At 42.9% G+C, this 17,603-nt stretch carries 14 protein-coding genes; 5 read left to right on the top strand and 9 right to left on the bottom strand.

Translation table 11 applies throughout. The features are described 5' to 3' along the window. Positions 1-21 precede the first annotated feature (21 nt). The 4 genes from AR334_RS20615 to AR334_RS20600 form a co-directional block, all read right to left on the bottom strand. On the bottom strand, positions 22-3,009 hold the full coding sequence (locus tag AR334_RS20615) for an AAA family ATPase (protein ID WP_066316766.1): 2,988 nt from the start codon (positions 3,007-3,009) through the stop codon (positions 22-24). Between the two features lie 15 nt (positions 3,010-3,024). Then, on the bottom strand, positions 3,025-4,242 hold the full coding sequence (locus tag AR334_RS20610) for a DNA repair exonuclease (protein WP_066316762.1): 1,218 nt from the start codon (positions 4,240-4,242) through the stop codon (positions 3,025-3,027). 109 nt (positions 4,243-4,351) lie between these two features. Continuing rightward, positions 4,352-5,605 carry an ABC transporter permease gene (locus AR334_RS20605; protein WP_066316757.1) on the bottom strand — a complete coding sequence of 418 codons (1,254 nt, stop codon included), beginning with the start codon at positions 5,603-5,605 and terminating at the stop codon, positions 4,352-4,354. Continuing rightward, positions 5,598-6,497, bottom strand: a complete 900-nt coding sequence (locus AR334_RS20600; RefSeq protein ID WP_066316752.1) for an ABC transporter ATP-binding protein — start codon at positions 6,495-6,497, stop codon at positions 5,598-5,600. Before AR334_RS20600 ends, AR334_RS20605 begins: the two co-directional genes overlap by 8 nt. A 124-nt stretch (positions 6,498-6,621) precedes the next feature. On the opposite strand from AR334_RS20600, the gene AR334_RS20595 reads away from it, so the two are divergent. After that, positions 6,622-6,807, top strand: a complete 186-nt coding sequence (locus tag AR334_RS20595; RefSeq protein ID WP_066316750.1) for a YhzD family protein — start codon at positions 6,622-6,624, stop codon at positions 6,805-6,807. A 27-nt stretch (positions 6,808-6,834) separates the two neighbouring features. On the opposite strand, the gene AR334_RS20590 is transcribed toward AR334_RS20595, so the two are convergent. The 5 genes from AR334_RS20590 to AR334_RS20570 form a co-directional block, all read right to left on the bottom strand. Further along, complete coding sequence (locus tag AR334_RS20590) at positions 6,835-7,626, bottom strand: enoyl-CoA hydratase (protein WP_066316744.1); 792 nt, start codon at positions 7,624-7,626, stop codon at positions 6,835-6,837. Positions 7,627-7,762: 136 nt separating this feature from the next. Continuing rightward, entirely contained in the window at positions 7,763-9,382 is a 1,620-nt protein-coding gene (locus tag AR334_RS20585) for a long-chain fatty acid--CoA ligase (protein WP_066316739.1), read from the bottom strand. 139 nt (positions 9,383-9,521) lie between these two features. Beyond that, the gene (locus tag AR334_RS20580; RefSeq protein WP_066316735.1) at positions 9,522-11,033 is read right to left on the bottom strand and encodes a coproporphyrinogen III oxidase; all 1,512 of its coding nucleotides are present in this window, start codon (positions 11,031-11,033) and stop codon (positions 9,522-9,524) included. Positions 11,034-11,193: 160 nt separating this feature from the next. Further along, the gene (locus AR334_RS20575) at positions 11,194-12,063 is read right to left on the bottom strand and encodes a Cof-type HAD-IIB family hydrolase (RefSeq protein WP_066316729.1); all 870 of its coding nucleotides are present in this window, start codon (positions 12,061-12,063) and stop codon (positions 11,194-11,196) included. A 178-nt stretch (positions 12,064-12,241) separates the two neighbouring features. Continuing rightward, positions 12,242-12,589, bottom strand: a complete 348-nt coding sequence (locus AR334_RS20570; RefSeq protein WP_066316727.1) for a YlbF family regulator — start codon at positions 12,587-12,589, stop codon at positions 12,242-12,244. Between the two features lie 145 nt (positions 12,590-12,734). On the opposite strand from AR334_RS20570, the gene AR334_RS20565 reads away from it, so the two are divergent. From AR334_RS20565 to AR334_RS20550, 4 genes are read left to right on the top strand one after another with little or no spacing between them, the layout of a single operon-like run. Continuing rightward, complete coding sequence (locus AR334_RS20565; RefSeq protein ID WP_066316719.1) at positions 12,735-14,111, top strand: YheC/YheD family protein; 1,377 nt, start codon at positions 12,735-12,737, stop codon at positions 14,109-14,111. Positions 14,112-14,114: 3 nt separating this feature from the next. Further along, positions 14,115-15,218 (top strand): YheC/YheD family protein, encoded by a 1,104-nt coding sequence (locus tag AR334_RS20560; RefSeq protein WP_066316717.1) that lies wholly within the window; start codon positions 14,115-14,117, stop codon positions 15,216-15,218. After that, a complete protein-coding gene (locus AR334_RS20555) occupies positions 15,196-16,560 on the top strand; it encodes a YheC/YheD family protein (RefSeq protein ID WP_066316713.1) in 1,365 nt (454 codons plus the stop codon). The genes AR334_RS20560 and AR334_RS20555 overlap by 23 nt, the downstream gene beginning before the upstream one ends. Beyond that, positions 16,557-17,603 carry a YheC/YheD family protein gene (locus AR334_RS20550; RefSeq protein WP_066316711.1) on the top strand — a complete coding sequence of 349 codons (1,047 nt, stop codon included), beginning with the start codon at positions 16,557-16,559 and terminating at the stop codon, positions 17,601-17,603. Before AR334_RS20555 ends, AR334_RS20550 begins: the two co-directional genes overlap by 4 nt.

The following is a 17,603-nucleotide window of genomic DNA, read 5'->3' as shown; positions in this document are numbered from 1 at the left end:
ATACCATAATCCACTTTTTTTCTATGAAATTATCTGAACAGCACCTTTTTCCAATTGAATAATATTTTCCTTTGGAAAAAGCGGCAGTAAATGCTGATGACAGGTAAAAAATAAAATTTGCTTTTGTCCTAAGCTTTTTAGCAGCTCAATGACCCTTTGCGTTCTGGCAGCATCAAAATTAACGAAGCCATCATCAATGATAATCGGAAACTGATATTTTTCAAATAAAGTGATCGCCAAAGCCAATCTAATAGAAACATAAAGTTGCTCTGTAGTGGCCTGGCTTAATTCATTCGCTTCAAATAGGGTATGGTCCTTCCTTTCGACTAGGAATCCGGTCCCGATTGGATGAGGGTGAATTCTTTGGTAGTTTCCACTTGTAAGAAACTCCAAAAATCCCTCTGCTTTCTCCAACATTCGCGGCAAATGCTCACTCTTGTATTTTTCAATTGTCTCCAAAAGAATATGTTGGGCCAGTGAATAAACAGCCCACTCTTTAGCCATCTCTTCCAGTTCGAATTTTTTCCGTTTGTAGAGATGAAGGATTTCGGAATAGGTACCGCCTTCTTCAAGCAGCCCAATCTCAACTTTGACCTTGGCCTGGGCCTCTTGCAATTCCTTTAATCGAGCTTGTAATTGCCGCGAACGCTGCTGACACTCTTCAATTAAATCATCCCAATTATGAATGTGTAAGTAATATTCACACTCTTCTTTTGACAGGATGGAGAACTGAAGCCTTCCTTGAAGGCTCTCGAGCTTATCCAAAAGCTCACTCCGTCTTTCCGCTTTTTCGCCAAGTTCATAGAATTCCTTTGGTGTTTCCACATTGGCTTCACCCAACAACTTGAGATATTCAGCCTCCAGCTGTTCTTGCTCTTTATTCTTTTGCTGCAGGTCGGATTCCATTTCCGCTAACTTTGCACGTCTTTCTCGAAGCTTAATCCGTTTTTCCTGTTCTTCCTCCAGCTTCTTCTTCAATAAATAGACTGTTTTATGTAAATCAAGGCCTTTTTCAGACAAATAGCGATTTTCATAGTATTTTAGCTGATCCGTAATCTGCTGTTGTTGCTGATTGATGTTCGCTATTTTTTCAAGCAGCTGATGTTTCTCCCGGCAGATCTCTTTAAACTCTTCGATTTGGCCGAAAGCCTCCAACAAAAACGAGGCAGCCATATATTCGGGTATTTTCAGCTCGCTGCCAATCGTCAATAAGGCTTTTCGATGGTCTTTAGACTCCTGCTCCCAGGTTTCTAATTTATACATCACTTTTCGAAGCTGGGCTTGCTGCTGCTGGAGCTTTACCTTCAAAACCTGCAACTGCTCGATCCGTTGGTTGTCGCGCTTTAATTTTTCTTCGGCTATTTCTGTATCGTGGTATGCTTCCGACTGGAGTTTCTCAATTATCTTTGTTTCTTGTTTTTTTAAATCCTCGAGCTTTCGATTGGTTTCATTTTGTTTTGAACTTTTTAGGTTCTGGAACATAAACACAGCAAAAACGACACAGGCCCCCAAACCCAAGAACAGCAGAATCCATTGCTTTGTAAGCGCGCCGTATACGGTTAGCCCAATTAGGATAAACTCAATCGCAAAAAATTGCTGCTTAAGCCTTGTTCTCGATGCCTGCTCCGCCTTCAGTGAATGCTGGTAAAAATCCCGTTTGTCTCTAATCGTCCTTAATTCTTCTTCAAGACTTCTTTTGTCATTTCCCTGTACCTGCTCCTCCAGAAGTGCACGTTCTTGTTTTGGCAGGCACAGACTAGACGTTAGCTGTACTTCCTTTTCCATTAGCTCCAGCGCATTTTTTTCTTCTTGAAGCAAATAATCGAGGTCAGCCTTCGTTTCCGATAGCTTTTCACCGCGTCTAGAAATGTCTTCAACCTGTTTTTTCATATATATATTTGTATTGATTGCTAGAATATCTTCTTCGTTTAACGGCAAATGGAGTTTCTCGTTAATAACGGTAAGCTCTTTTTCCAAGTGTGCCAATTTTTGTTCATACTGGCCTTTTTCAAGGGTTAATTGTTCCAATACAGGAATTTGATTAAGCAAATTCACAATGACAGGCTCGTCTTTTGCGAGTGATTCATCAGGTTCAAGCTCAATTAGATCAAGCTTTGCTTTTTCCATTCTTTCTTCCAAGCTGACTAGTTCTGCCTTGCGGGGAAGAATGAGTTGATTTAGCTGTTGCAGCCTTTCCAAGCCACGGACAGGAAACTGGATCTGCCCCAGTTCTTCAAGCTCATTTAGCGTCAGCTTTTCTTCCTTTACAAACGATTGGACTCGTTTCCATTCGGTTAATTTTTCCGATTGCAGCTGAACATCTGCCAACTCCTGATTCATTTTCTCCGATTCCTGGAGAAACCTTTCTCTTTTTTCAATCAGAGGTTCATATTCCTTCACTTTTGCCGCGGCATTTTTTAACTCCCCATTGATTTCATGAAGCTCTTGCAATTTTTCGTTTAATGGAGGTTTTTTTCCGCCAGGCTTAAACCGGGAATCGAGCTCCTTTTGAAGCTCTGCTTCTGCCTTTGCCAGCCGTTCCGTTCCCAATGTTCCAGCTGAAAACAGAAATCTGCCCAGCTCTTCACCCTTCATTTGGTGAATATTTTGCAGCCCATGAATATTAAATGCAAAAATGGCCTGGAACAGTCCTTTATCAAAATTCCCCAACAGGTCTTTTAAAAGCTCTTCGCCGCCAAAAGTGCCATTGTCCAAGATGACTTTTACATCGCCAGCGGCCTTGCCTTTAACACGTTCAATTACAGCAAACCCGAGCTGTTCGTGAAAAATTCTGATACTTCCCCCGTACCTCGTGCTGTGCTTTGGCTCATAACGCAGCTCGGCCTGCTGTTTTGTCGGAAACCCAAATAAAATACTGTTAATAAAGGACATAATGGTTGATTTGCCGGCTTCGTTCTCGCCAAAAAAAACTTGAAAATCTGCTAAATCATCGATTTGAATATTTTCTAATTGCCCATAACCGTAAATATGCATCGAGACAATTTTCAACAGGATTCACTCCCTTCAATCATAAAGATATTGAATTAATAGTTTTTCAGTCCGCCCGATTAATTCGCGCTGTTCGGCAGTTGATAAATGGGATAAATATTTTTTTCCCAGGCGGTGCTCGTACAAGGGTGCCAAAGCATTGCCCGTATTTTCAAAATGCTCGATGGTCTCGAACAGCTCACCGTAAAAATTGGCTTCCTGAATTAACAGCTCTTTATCGAGAAGCTTTCTTTCTGAAAATGTGATATCGACAATCCAGACAAACGAATCCTCACTTTGTACATCATCCAATAGGAGATCCAATAGCTCCCCATTCAACGTTCTTTTTTCTCGATCATCATCCAAGTGAATATTAGTCAGTTTTAGTGATAGGAACGTGCCTGCGTTACTTTTTTGACAAGAATGGATGGCAGATTGGCATAAGCCAAGGATATCATTGAAGTTTTCCGCCTTTGCCGCGTCGATCTCGACGTCCTCCCAGACAATATCCGCACAATCCACAAAGGAGAATTCTGCCCCGAGTTCATTAAGCGAAACATGATAAACCCCTTTCGCACCGATTTCCTTTTTGTTTCTTCCTTGGATATTTCCAGGATAAATAATCGGAGGGTTATCGGATAAAACTGACCGCTTATGAATGTGGCCCAAAGCCCAGTAATCAAAGTTTTTTTCTAATAGGTCCTTCACGATGAATGGAGCATAGTTATCATGCTCGGTTCCGGAACTTTCATTGCCATGGAGTATGCCGATGTGAAAATCAGCTTCTCCGGATTTGCCATATTCATCGATTTTCCGCTCATACACATGACGGGTCGGGTAGCTAAAGCCATAAAGATGGACGGTCACACCACTGTTCGTTACCAGCGCCATTCTTTCCACCTTGCTGCCAAATACATGAACATTTTCCGGCAAATCAAGATGAACCCAAGAGCCGTTTAAATGGTCATGGTTGCCGTGAATCACATAGACCGGAATTTGATGCTGTGCCAGCTTTTGCATTTCCGCCCGAAAGCGTGACTGAGCGCGCAAGCTTCGGTCCTCGCCGTCAAACAAATCCCCGGCAAGAATAACAAAATCGACTTTTCGCTCAATTGCCGTCGCGGTAAGTTTTTTTAATGCCGTAAAGGTGCTCTCTTTGGCCCTCGTAAAAATGGCTTGCGGCAAATGCCTTAACCCCACCATCGGGCTGTCCAAGTGCAAATCGGCCCCATGAATAAACGATATTTTTTTCATAATTTTTCCTCACTGTTTTTTTATCATTGTATCATGCCCAAAATGCGAATGCACGTTCTGTATAAAGATAGTTAAAAAGCTTTACCAAAAATGGTAAAGCTCACAACAACTATTCGTTTTTCGTCAATTCTAACGCCTGTTTAATATCTTTAAAGGAGTTGGACCTGCCGTACATTAATACGCCGCCCCTGTATACCCTTGCACCAAATATAGCCAATGCAACTATTGTGGCTACTAAAATGGCAATCCCCAAGACAGCTTCCCAAACTGGGATGGTCAACATCCCGACACGAAGAAACATAATCATTGGTGTAAAGAAGGGAATATAAGAAGTGGCCGTAATAAACGCTGCATCAGGCTTGCCAAGGCCAAACATCGCAATCATAAATCCGCCAACGATCAGCAAGGTCATTGGGGTAATCATCTGCTGCACATCCTCGATCCGGCTGACGAGCGACCCCAAGAATGCGGCAAGCGTGGCATAGAGAAAATAGCCAAGGATAAAGAAAATAACTGCATAGACAATCGTTGCGGTTGGAATGCTGCCGAATCCATATACCCCAAAGAAACCGTCCTTTAACGAATCCATGTTGCTCGTAAGCGAGTAATAACCGACAATCAGGAATACCGCAAATTGTGTCATGCTCAGGAGTCCAATCCCGATAATCTTGGCAAACATCTGCTTAATTGGCGAAACACTGGAAATCAAAATCTCCATTACCCTCGATGATTTCTCGGTTGCGACTTCCGTTGCAATCATACTGGCGTACATAATAACGGAAAAATAAATGACAAATAAAAGTACATAGACGAGGCCTCTGGCCTGATTCAATTCTTCTTCCGTTTTGGCATCTTTCTCAAGCGCTATCTTGTCAAACGCAACCGGTTCATAAAGCTTTTGCAGCTGTTCCGGAGTTAAATTAATTTTTGAAGCAGCAAGCATGGTTTTAACCTGTTGCAAGCCTATTTGCAGATCGGAGAACAGGCTGGAATCAGCAATACTCATTGCCTTATAAGTGGCTTCCGGCAGTTGTTCATCATTAAAGCTTAACAGGATGAGGCCATTGTATTTGCCTTCTTCTACCGCTTTTTCAGCCTCTTTTTCGGTTCCTTTATATTGTGTAAGTTTGATATCATTGTTAGTTGCCTTCATTTGCTGCTTCAAAGGTTGATAAAGCTGCCCGGTTTCATCAAGAACGGCAATACGATCCTTCCCGCCATTTTTATCAAATAAATCGATGATATTTTGAATGTTGGTCAGCCCCATGACAATGACAACCGTCATCAATGTCGTGACAATGAACGACTTGCTCTTTAATTTGTTTAGATAAGTGTGAAGTAAGATAATCCAGAAGCTATTCATAGGAATCGCCTACTTTCTCTATAAATATATCGTTTAAAGACGGCTCTTCAAGGGCAAATTTCCGGATGAATCCCTTCCCGACAATTTCCTTAAGAATGCTCTCTGCCACTCTTTCCCCTTCAATTTGCAATTCGGCTCCCTCTGTTGTCGTTTTTGTTTTGACAACACCAGGAAAGTCCTTTAAAAAATCCAATGAGAAATCGGCATGAATGATCAGGTTCTTTTTCCCAAACGCACGTTTAATTTCTTTTAATGCGCCATATACAACCGGTCTGCCTTTATGTAAAATGCATAAATGCTCACACATTTCCTCAACGTGATGCATTTGGTGGCTTGAAAAAACAATCGTGGTTCCGTTCTCTTTTAATGCCAGAACCGCTTCTTTTAACATTTCAACATTGACCGGGTCCAGTCCGCTAAAAGGTTCATCCAAAATTAACAGCTTTGGCTTATGGATGACGGCAGCAATGAATTGGATTTTCTGCTGGTTCCCTTTCGAAAGCTCCTCGACCCGCTTATTTTCGTATTCGGGAACTTTAAACTTCTCCAGCCATATCTTTAGTTCTTTTAATGCGTCGGCTTTTTGCATTCCCCTCAATCTGGCCAGATAGACAATCTGTTCTCGCACCTTGAGTTTGGGATAGAGCCCCCGCTCCTCTGGCAGATAACCGACAAGGTGACTAGTAGAATAATTCAGCGGGTTTCCGTCCCAAGTGATACTTCCCGCGCTGGCATCAAGAAGGCCTAAAATCATTCTAAACGTTGTTGTTTTTCCGGCCCCGTTTGCGCCGAGAAAGCCGAACATTTCTTTTTCCGGAATCGTTAACGACAAATCGTCTACAGCTGTAAATGGACCAAACCGTTTGGTGACATGTTTTAATTTTAATACCATTTTTGCCACTCCTTTCCTACCCGACACAATTATACCATATTGCAGTTTTGCGTTTTCTTTTTGCACTATTTGAAAAATTATGCAAAAATATCAATAGGGAGAAATTTATAAAAGGGGTATGGGAATGAAAACGTATAAGTTAACTGCATTTGAAGCAAATGGGGAAAAGATTTTGGATGAAGCCTTCCAGGCAGAAAACGATGAAGCCGCAAAGAAGCAAGGGGAACAGCTGTTAGCGGAGAAAAATTTGCTTGATAAAACACACCGCTGCACGTCTCCAGCGGGGAAACTTCTTCTGTTTCATCCTTAAAAAAAGAAGCCGCAACGGCTTCTTTTTTTATCTTCCATTAAAATTTGGCCTTCTTTTTTCGAGAAACGCTTTGATGCCTTCCTTATGGTCTTCCGTTTCACGCATTTTTTGCTGGCCAAATTTCTCTAATTCTAGTATTTTCAATAGTTGCGGGCGATTTTTTTCTGCCAAAATCTTTTTCGTCTTGATCATCGCCTGGACTGGCCGATTCAGCCAATCTGTTATTCTTGTATGTACCGCCTCTTGGAGGTCACCATCGGCCACTTCCTGGATAAGACCAATTGCAAGCGCTTCCTCGGCAGTCATCATTTTTCCATCCCAAATAACCTGCTTCGCCTTTGTTTCACCCAGTCTTTTTTCCAAAAAGAAATGCGCCCCGCCATCAGGAATGAGACCGATTCCGATAAAGTTCATAGCCAGTTTGCTAGATTTGTCTGCGATAATATAGTCAGTGGCCAGGGCCAGACTGAACCCAAGGCCTGCAGCCGCCCCGGAGACTACACTAATGGTAAGTTTAGACAGGCTATAAAGCGTAATAATTAACTCGCTGATGCAGTCCATGACCGGGAAGAAATCCTTCTCATTCATGTTGGAAAGCATTGTTTTAATATCGCCGCCTGCGGAAAAAGCCCTACCTTTTCCTGTCAACACAACAATATCAATCGCATCCGATTCGCTGAGTTCCTTCAGTTTTCCGACAAGTCCTCTAATCATGTCCACATCCATGGCATTGAGCGCTTCAGGCCGGTTCATTTCCAGCGTTGCGACGCGGCCACTTATGGTTAATGCCACCTTATCTGTCATAAAACTTAACGACATGGCGATCCCCTCCCATATACTTTGTTCAATTCCATTATATAGATAAATTTCAATAAAAAAAGTAAACTCTCTAAATATATTGAATTTTTTCACATAAAAAGGACAAAGGGCGGATTTTCCCCTTGTCCTGATTGATTTACCCTTTTTGACTGACCTCTTTCTGAACCTGATCGCGAAGTGCCATCTTTAAAAACTTCCCTACTGAAGTCTTAGGGATTTCCTCAAAGAAAAGAATATCGTCAGGAATCCACCATTTGGCGAATTGCGGAGCCAAAAATTCCAATAAATCATCTTTGGTGACTTTACCTTTGTATGCATCTTTCAACACAACACAGCCAACAGGGCGTTCCTGCCATTTTTCATGCGGAACGGCTACCACAGCCGCTTCAAACACAGCCTCGTGGGCCATCAGCGCATTTTCCAAATCGACCGACGAAATCCATTCGCCGCCGCTCTTGATTAGGTCTTTTGTGCGGTCAACAATCTTGATAAAGCCCTCTTCGTCAATCGTAACGACGTCACCTGTATGAAGCCAGCCATCATGGAACGCATCAAGCGTCCGCTCATCTTTATAATATTCAGAGGCAATCCACGAACCCCTTAAGCACAATTCGCCCATTTCCTTGCCGTCCCAAGCCACTTCGCCATCCTTGCCGACGATTTTCATTTCAAGACCAGGAACGAGTACACCCTGCTTTGCCCTAATTTCCAGCTTTTCCTCATAATCCAGCTCTTCTTGGTAGCTTTTTAATTTTGAGAACACGGCTAACGGGCTCGTTTCCGTCATGCCATAGGCATGCATAAATGGAACATTATATTTTTGTTCAAACGCCTTTATCATGCCCTTTGGTGCTGCAGATCCGCCGCATAGGATTCCACGCAGGCTGCTCATATCATACGAGCCTTCCTCAAGCTCTTTCAACAGTCCCAGCCAAATCGTCGGCACACCGCCGGTGATCGTTACTTTTTCCTGCTGGATTAATTCAGCCAATAGTTTCGGCGTAAAATATGGACCAGGCAAAACCAGTGTGGCGCCAAACCATACGCCGGCAAATGGCATTCCCCAGGCATTGGCATGGAACATCGGAACAACCGTCATGGCAATATCATTTTCACTGATGGCCGCCGTGTCAGCCAAGCCAAACGCCATGCTGTGCAGGAAAATGCCCCGATGGGAATAAACTACCCCTTTTGGATTTCCCGTTGTGGCGGAAGTATAGCACATTCCAGCAGGGTCAGTTTCGTTAATGTCATTTGGGTATTGGAAATTCGGGTTTGCTTCGGCCAGCAAATCCTCATAATGATATACGGGTGCAAGTGTTGTTTCAGGGAGTTCTTTTTTGTCTGTCATGATGATAAAAGCTTTTACAGTCTTTAATTCTGATGCGGATTTTTCAAGCAATGGAAGGATGTCGGAATCTACTAGGAGTACTTTATCTTCGGCGTGATTGATAATATAGCTAATATGTTGCGGTGAAAGCCGGATGTTGATTGTATGCAGGACTGCGCCGATACAAGGAATTCCAAAATAGGCCTCTAAATGGCGGTGGTGATTCCAAGCCAACGTTCCGACCCGGTCCCCTTTTTCAACGCCCAGTTTTGTTAATGCATCAGAAAGCCTTCTGGTCCGTTCGCCAATTTGTTTGTAAGTGAAGCGCTGGATCCCGCTCTCCGTTCGTGAAACAACCTGCTTCTTCGGAAAATATCGCTCAGCCCGTTCCAGCATTTGCGTCATCGTTAAAGGTGTTACCATCATAAAACTATTCCCCCTCCAGTTTTGAAAGCGTTTAAAATCCATAGCATTCTATGAATTGGTTTCCTTTAAATATTCGACATTTTCAAAAATTATCCTTTATTAAGAATGGAATATTCTACATAAAAAAGGCCCCCAGCACTTATGCAGGAGAACCTTTTTCAGCGAATAACTCTTCTAAAATTTTTATTTTTTCATCTGTATAAGCCTCAAAACCATCGTTATAAGACTTTGGATCCTTTGGATTGGCAAAGTGCGTAATCTTTCCGGTCAATGGATCAATAAACTTACTAGAGGCACCGCACCCAAGCCCGATAATGGTCTGCTGCTCCTCCATGATCATGATGTTATAAATACTTTCTTGATTTGGCAGTGAGTAGCCAACGTTTTCAAGATTGCCAAGGATATTTTTCTGGCGGTATAAATAATACGGGACATAGCCGTGTTCTGCCGTCCAATTCTGGGCCGACTCCATCATATTTTCAACCTCAGCACGGTCAGCAACCTTGTATTTTTTTTTGTTCTTCGTCATTTCCGAAGCGCGCTTGAACGATAAGGTATGAACCGTTAACGATTCCGGCATCAGCTTTTCTGTTTCTGCCAGAGAATGAGTAAATTCCTCCATCCCTTCCCCTGGAAGGCCGATAATCAAATCCATATTGATATTGTTCATACCCATTTCACGCGCCAAATGGTATTTTTCGATTGTTTCAGTAACGGTGTGATGGCGGCCAATCGCCTTCAACGTTTCTTGGGTATATGACTGTGGATTAATGCTGATCCGGTCAATCTTCCACTTCTTCAAAACCTCTAATTTTTCAGGCGTAATCGTATCCGGACGACCGGCTTCAACCGTGATTTCTCGGATTTTATTTACATCAGGAAACGATTGGTACATTTCCTCATAGAGCATATCCATTTCTTCCGCGGTAATGCTAGTCGGAGTGCCACCTCCGTAATAAACGGTAGTAATTCGAACACCCTTTTCCTTCAGCCATTGGCCAATTTTCCGCATCTCATAGTGAAGGCCGCCCAAGAAGGAATCAACCGATCCTTGGCGCCCATTAATCGCATAGGCCGGAAAGGTGCAATAAGCACATTTGGTCGGGCAGAACGGGATGCCGATATAGATGCTGACTTCCCGCCTTAATGAATAAAGATCGGGGACAACTGCAAGCTGCCGGTCGATGATTTGCTGCATCAGCTTAATTTTTTCATCGGTAATTAAATAGTCATCCTTCAATTGCCGATGCGCCGTCACCAAGGGAATACCCTCCTGCAATTTCTTATGAAGCAGCTTGGTTGGCCGAACTCCGGTGAGAATTCCCCATTTTTGCGTCATGCCTGTCCAGTCCTGTAAAACAGTTAAATAAACATGGGAAACGGCATTTTTGATTTGTGTAAACCGCTCTTTCTCTGAATCTGTCAGATTTAATTCCGTTTGGTAATCAGCAGAAACTGCTTTGCCTTCATTGGCCGTTAATTCTGCTGTAACAGAAATCTTTTCGTCAACCTTCAGATCAAATTTTATCAATAAATCAGCATCTGTGGCATCAGCTGACAGGATCTGTGACTCTTCAAAAAACAAATTGGCAATCAGCTGAAGCGGCCGATTGAATCTTTCATCCTCTAATCCTATGATTGAAATTTTCAAGTAAATCACCTTTCAAAATAAACTTACTTAAGTGTACATAATCAAAAAAATAAGGTCAATATAGTGGAAATTATTCACAAGCAAAAAAGGATACCATTAGCAGGTTCTGCTGGTATCCTTTGCAAGTTTAAATTGATATCTTCCTACGCTTATTTTCGAGTTACTGTTTAATTATCTTCATCTTCCGCAGAAATTCAATTGGCTGCTGTTTGCGGAAGTGTTCTTTTACCATATAGGCTACACCGTGCTCGTTTTGTGATCTAGTTACCCAGTCCGAGGCCCGTTTCACCTCAAATGGGGCGTTCCACATCGATACGCCAAGTCCGGCAGCTTCGATCAATGGGATATCGTCAATGCTGTCGCCAATATAGACCATTTCTTGAAGCTTGAATCCCAGTTGACTGCCGAGGTATGCCAAGCCTGTCAGCTTGGAAACGCCTGATGCAACAATATCAATCCGTAACGGGTCGAGCCTGATCATATCAATTTCGGTATACATGCCCTCCAGCGCTTTTTTTGCATCCTCCAGATCGTTTTTATTTTCAAAATAAACCTCAATCTTTGGCGGTGTCATAGGATGTTCATGTAAGTATTCGCTGACAGAAGATACAAATTGCTGCGTATAAAACATCGGGTCTCCAGAGGTAAATACGGTTCTAGACAAGAGGTTGCTGCGAAGCTTTTGCTTATTTGCAACGGAGTAATCCTCATGCACAAGGCGGATTTGACATGGCAATCCCTCAAGAAACCGGATTGTATCATAGGTGATGTCCTGATTAATCCGGTTAGCATAATTTAGTTTTCCCTCTGCATTTGCAATATACGATCCCTGCTGTGTTACGAGTGGAGCTTTTATGTTCAAGGCCCTGGCCACTTTGCGGGCTGAAGCAAAGCTGCGGGATGTAACAAGCGTAACATATATTCCTTTTTGCCGGACATATTCAATGGCTTCCTTTGAGGATTTATGGATTCTGCCATTTGATTGCAGCAATGTCCCATCAATATTTAACGCCAGTAAGCGATAGATCATCATGTTGCCCCCTGTTCTTGGTGAAATTACCCTTATATAACTTTTATGAGTTTTCAGCCATTTATAGAACAAAGCATGTAAAACTGATGGAAAATTGCCCACCAAGCAAACCATTTCTTAACCTTCGTCAAAAGAAAAAAGGCCCCGGGGTACGTACCCGAAAGCCTAAAAATACATCTTAAAATTGGCCATAAAGCTCTTCTAATGGTTTCATAATGACCTGGTTTAATTCGCCGATGATCATGCTCATCTTCTGCTCAGCCTGCATAAGGTTCGCAATCTTTGGGTTCTGCTGGACCATACCAACAGTTGCCTGGGCCTGTTGTACCTCTTGCTCGGAAATATTTTGTCCCATCATTTGCTTTTGCTGCAAGTTCAATTGCATTTGCCGAAACTGGTCAAACATTTGCTTGGCCGTGGGGTCGGCATTGACTTCTTGATATGCCTGCTTTAGCTCCCGGTACTCATCACTTTGACGGATGGCGGTTTCAAGCGCATAAGCTGAATCATATAAATTAACTGCCATTTGGGTCCACTCCTTTTGGTCACAATTCCTTACAACTATAACAAACTATTCATCCAAATGCGAGAATGTTCAAATCACCAACGGAATTGCTACTACATAATATACTATACAAATGCCCAGAAAATGAATTAAATGAGGAGTGATTATGGCTTTTTCATTAATTCCTGTAACGGTTGCTGCCAGGAAACCCACAAATACGAAGGACCGCTTCATCCAACTATCGTCTGAATTGCATCAACAACTACAACTGAACCAAACCGAAGCAATAAAACTGATATGTGGAAAAACAGTAGTAACTGCAGATATTCAATTGACTGATAACGCTGGAAACGAAATATTAGTCTCTGAAAATATCTTCATAAAATTTAGCCTCCCGCTCAATAGTCATAAGTTTCAAGCAGTCTACAAGCAAGACATTAACACCCTGCAGATCGGTCCAATAATCGGATTAGTGACAGATTTTCCGGAACCCGGGCAGGGACAGCCAAACTTCCGGTCCATCCATGCGTTTTGCGAAGAACTTCACCATGGAATTCAGGAAAGAGGCGGGTTTTTTTATGTGTTTCGGCATGATCGATTTCCGATACATGGTTATTATTTTCAAAATGGGGCTTGGCATGAAGCATTACTTCCATTACCTGATGTCATTTATAATCGAATTCATTCCCGCAAACTTGAACACAGCCCTTCATTCAAGAAGTTTCGCAACCAGCTGGAACAACTGGCGATTCCGCTTTTTAATGATCGCTTTCTGTCCAAATGGGATGTTTACCAGCGGCTAAGCGAAGGGAAGCAGCTGCTATCGGCACTCCCGGAGACAAAAATTTTTTCAAAGGAAAACCTTTATGACTTTGTGCAAACCTATGAAACTGTGTTTATAAAACCCGTCCATGGCAGCCAAGGACGAAACATCATAAAAATAACCCGGGTGCAAGATGGCCTATTTTCAATACAATCCTCCTTACATCATAAGCCAGAAAATTCGGCGAACCATTACCCGCTTTCGGAACTTTATCAAGTCATCCTAACCTTGCTTAGAAACCGCATTTATATCATCCAGCAAGGGATTCCATTTTTAACCCTTGATACTAAGCCCGTTGATTTTAGAGTCTTGTGCCATAAGAATATTAATCATAGGTGGGTGGTCACGTCCACCATCGCCAGGATTGGAGCGGATGAAGAATTTGTTGCTAATTTGGCCAGGGGCGGCACGAGCATGAAACCGCTCAGGGCCTTGCGAGCTGTACTAGATAATAAACAAGCGTCTAAAGCACTTGTGCGAATCAAAGAACTTTCACTGACAATTGCCGAGAGTGTCAGCATGACCGGGTCAGGACTCACCGGGGAACTCGGCATCGATATTGGTGTGGATCTTGCCGGGAATCCTTGGCTGATAGAAGTCAACTCGAAACCTTCAAAGCTTTTCGAGGATGAACCAGGAAAAATCAGGCCATCCGCCACAGCCATTATCGAACTTTGCACCATGCTTGCATTTGATTCGATGACAGAAAAGGAGGATTAAAAAATGACAGCCTTTGGAATAATGTCGCTTTCCTTAGAAAGTGAAGCTTCCTATATAACTGAAATCGCGAAGCTCGGGGAATCTCTCGGAGTGGAATGCTTCCGCTTTATCCCCTCCGAAATCAACCCGCATACTCTCCAGGTTAAGGGAAAAAGGTTCGATCATCGTTCCCAAGCCTGGTTTGATGCCGAGTTTCCGATACCTAACCTTCTGTATGACCGATGCTTTTACGGAGATGACGAGCACTCGAAACAATGCCTGCCAATTGTCTCATGGCTAAAATCCAAAAAGGATATTAATTTTTTGGGATACGGACTGCCAAATAAGCTGGAGTTGTATGATGCCTTAAAAGACACAGTATTGTCTGCCTACTTGCCCCAGACACAATCCGTACCTGGTCCGGGAGTGGTTTTAAAAGAACTACATGCAGGCAAAAGAATCATCTTAAAGCCAGTCAACGGCTCACAAGGCTACGGGATTTACTATTTACGAAAAAGTGACAAAACCTTTCATGTCAAAACGGAAAAACAACTAAAAATCATATCGCGAATCTTCCCCAATGAAGCAAAGTTAACTCAATGGCTGCAGTCACTGTTCCGCAGGCATCAATACCTTATGCAGCCATACCTTGAATTGTCCAATCAGGACTCGCAACCATTTGATATTCGAATTCTGATGCAAAAAAATGACAAGGGCGTTTGGGGAGAGAGGGGCAGAGGAATCCGGGTCGGGACAACCGGAGGAATACTCTCCAACTTAAGTGCCGGGGGGGCAGTGATGACGTATGCCGAATGGGCGGCTGCGATTCCTCCTGCGAAGGGTGAATATATTAAACAGGAGCTACAATACATCCTTAGGGAACTGCCACAGCTGCTTGAGAACAGATTTCTGCCATTATTTGAGATTGGGGTGGATATCGGCATCGCCAAAAATGGCTCGATTTGGATACTCGATATCAATTCAAAGCCTGGCCGGAAGGTCCTGTTGCAAACTCGTCCAAATTTGAAAGATATCCTGTTCCGGGCGCCCCTGCTTTACGCAAAACTCCTTTCCCAGACAGATTCAAAAGAAAGGAAGTACGATCATGCGAAAACGTTATCTCATTGAGGTAGCCCCAAACGACCAATTAATTGTTTTTTGTCCTCCTTCATTAATGGAGGATAAGGTATTGAACAAAATTGCTTTTGGATCAAAATCAATGGAAGTGGATTTTCGGCCCCACCCTGACAGCCATAACCGGATTGTCATTAGCAAACCTATCCAAAAAGTTCTCCAGTTTCCGAATTTAAGGCAGCCGCTCCATGCATTTATCGAGAATGGGGTACTCTATATCGGGCCGCTTGTTGGCATTTTCACAGCCGGTTTTACACAGCTTCCCGAACAACCGATTGGAGAGCGAACCGCGTTTTTTTCCAAGCTTTTGTCGGTAGGTAAAAATGTCGGGGCCTGTGTGTTTATTTTTGGTGAACAGCATATCGATTGGGAGCAAGGGGTCATCGAGGGAATTTTTTATCATCAGCAAACCTGGCAGAGCATCGAAGTTCCATTTCCGAATGTGATTTATGACCGACTGCCCAACCGCAAAAGTGAAAACAGCCGGAAATTAACCAGGGTCAAGCAGCGGCTGCAGAAGGACTATCTCATTCCATGGTACAATCCTGGATTTTTTAATAAGCTTGACATTTACGAACGACTGTTACAGGAAGGGTCAGTCGAGAATTATCTTCCCGAGACTCATCCATTTACTTCTTTTTCAAAAATCGAAACCATGCTCGCCAAATATGGTCATGTTTATATCAAGCCAAAGAATGGCAGTCTTGGGCTCGGAATTCACCAAATTCTTTATGACCGAAATTCGGGATATTACTATTGCCGCTACCAAGATCGAGATGAAGTCAACCGGTTACGTAAGTTTTCAACCTTGGAAAAATTATTTAAATGGGTATTCCCCAATCAATCGCTTGAAAACATGGTGGTTCAGCAAGGCATTCATCTTATTCGCACCAATCAGCGTGCCGTGGATTTTCGCGTTCACACCAATAAGGACGAGTCGGGAAATTGGCAGGTGTCAGCGATTGCCGCAAAAATCGCCGGACAGGGCTCCGTAACCACGCATAAACGAAACGGCGGAGAAATAAAAACGATTGCGGAGATATTTCCAAATGATGAATGCGAACTATACACAAAAAAACTCTCCCAAGCCGCCCTTACCTTAAGCCAGGCGTTAGAACGGAATATTTCCGGAATTATCGGCGAAATTGGCTTTGATTTGGGCATCGACAAGAACGGCGATGTTTGGCTGTTTGAAGCAAACTCCAAACCAGGCAGGTCGATATTCACCCACCCGAAATTGCAACAATTTGATTTTCTTACGCGAAAATTATCGCTCGCCTATGCAGTATTTTTAACTGAACAGTCATTAATGCATCCGGAGGAACTGTTCAAATGAACAGCTCCCTCCCCCATCCGGTCATCGGAATTATGGCAGCACGAAGGTCTGATGGAACAATAATAGGCAACAGCGAATTATTTATTAAATTGCAAAAGAGGCTTATTTCACTTAATGGAATAAGCTTTGTGTTTACCTATGAGGATACCGGCAAAGACATGATTGACGGCTATATATTTGATCCTGAGCAAAGTCGCTGGATGAGGGATAGATTCCCCTACCCTGATGTCGTTTATAACCGAATTCCCTTTCGAAAAACAGAGCAACAGGATGAGAGCCAACATTTTTTTTCTTTATTAAAAGAAAAAAATATCCCGTTTTTCAATCCATCTTTTATTGATAAATTTGAATTATATCAGCTGTTAAAGAAGCATCCGTTCCTGAAGAAGTACCTGCCAGAGTCGCTGTTGGTTACGGCGGAGGACGAACTGCACTCATTTTTAACGGGATATAAAAGGATCTATTTGAAACCGGCCAATTCCTCCAAAGGTAAAGGAATCTTCCGCTTAAGGATTGATTCAGACAACAGGCTGACATTGCAAGATAAAGATACATCACAAACGTATCCATCTTTCCAGCATTTTTGGGAGGAATGGCGCGAACTGCTGCTTAAAAAAAATTATTTGGCCCAGCAAGAAATCCAATCGTCACAGATTGATGGCTTTCGGTACGATTTCCGAATCCTCGCCCATGCTGACAAAGAAAAATATAAAGTGACTGGCATCGGCATCAGGCAATCACAGGAACAGGATATCACCACCCATATCCCCTCGGGAGGCAGAATGCTCCCATATGAGAGAGTGCAAACCTCTGCCCATGATCATTTTATCCACAGCATTGTCTCTCCTATTGGAACTGCTTTATCGGAGCAATTCGGCTATTTTGGTGAATTTTCGATTGATGCCGCTGTAAGCACAACTGGGCACTATTATATTTTTGAAGTAAATTCAAAACCGATGAGCTTTAATGAGCCGGAAATTGAAGAGCGGAAAATTGACCAACTATGCCAGTTATTCCTCCAGCTTGCAAAAAAACCTATTTAA

Origin of the sequence: Bacillus sp. FJAT-29814, from assembly GCF_001510715.1 — a bacterium.
In the GTDB taxonomy this organism is placed as follows: Bacteria; Bacillota; Bacilli; order Bacillales; family Cytobacillaceae; genus Neobacillus.
The sequence above is the reverse complement of the archived record's forward strand: the minus strand, read 5'-3'. Positions and strand labels throughout refer to the sequence as shown.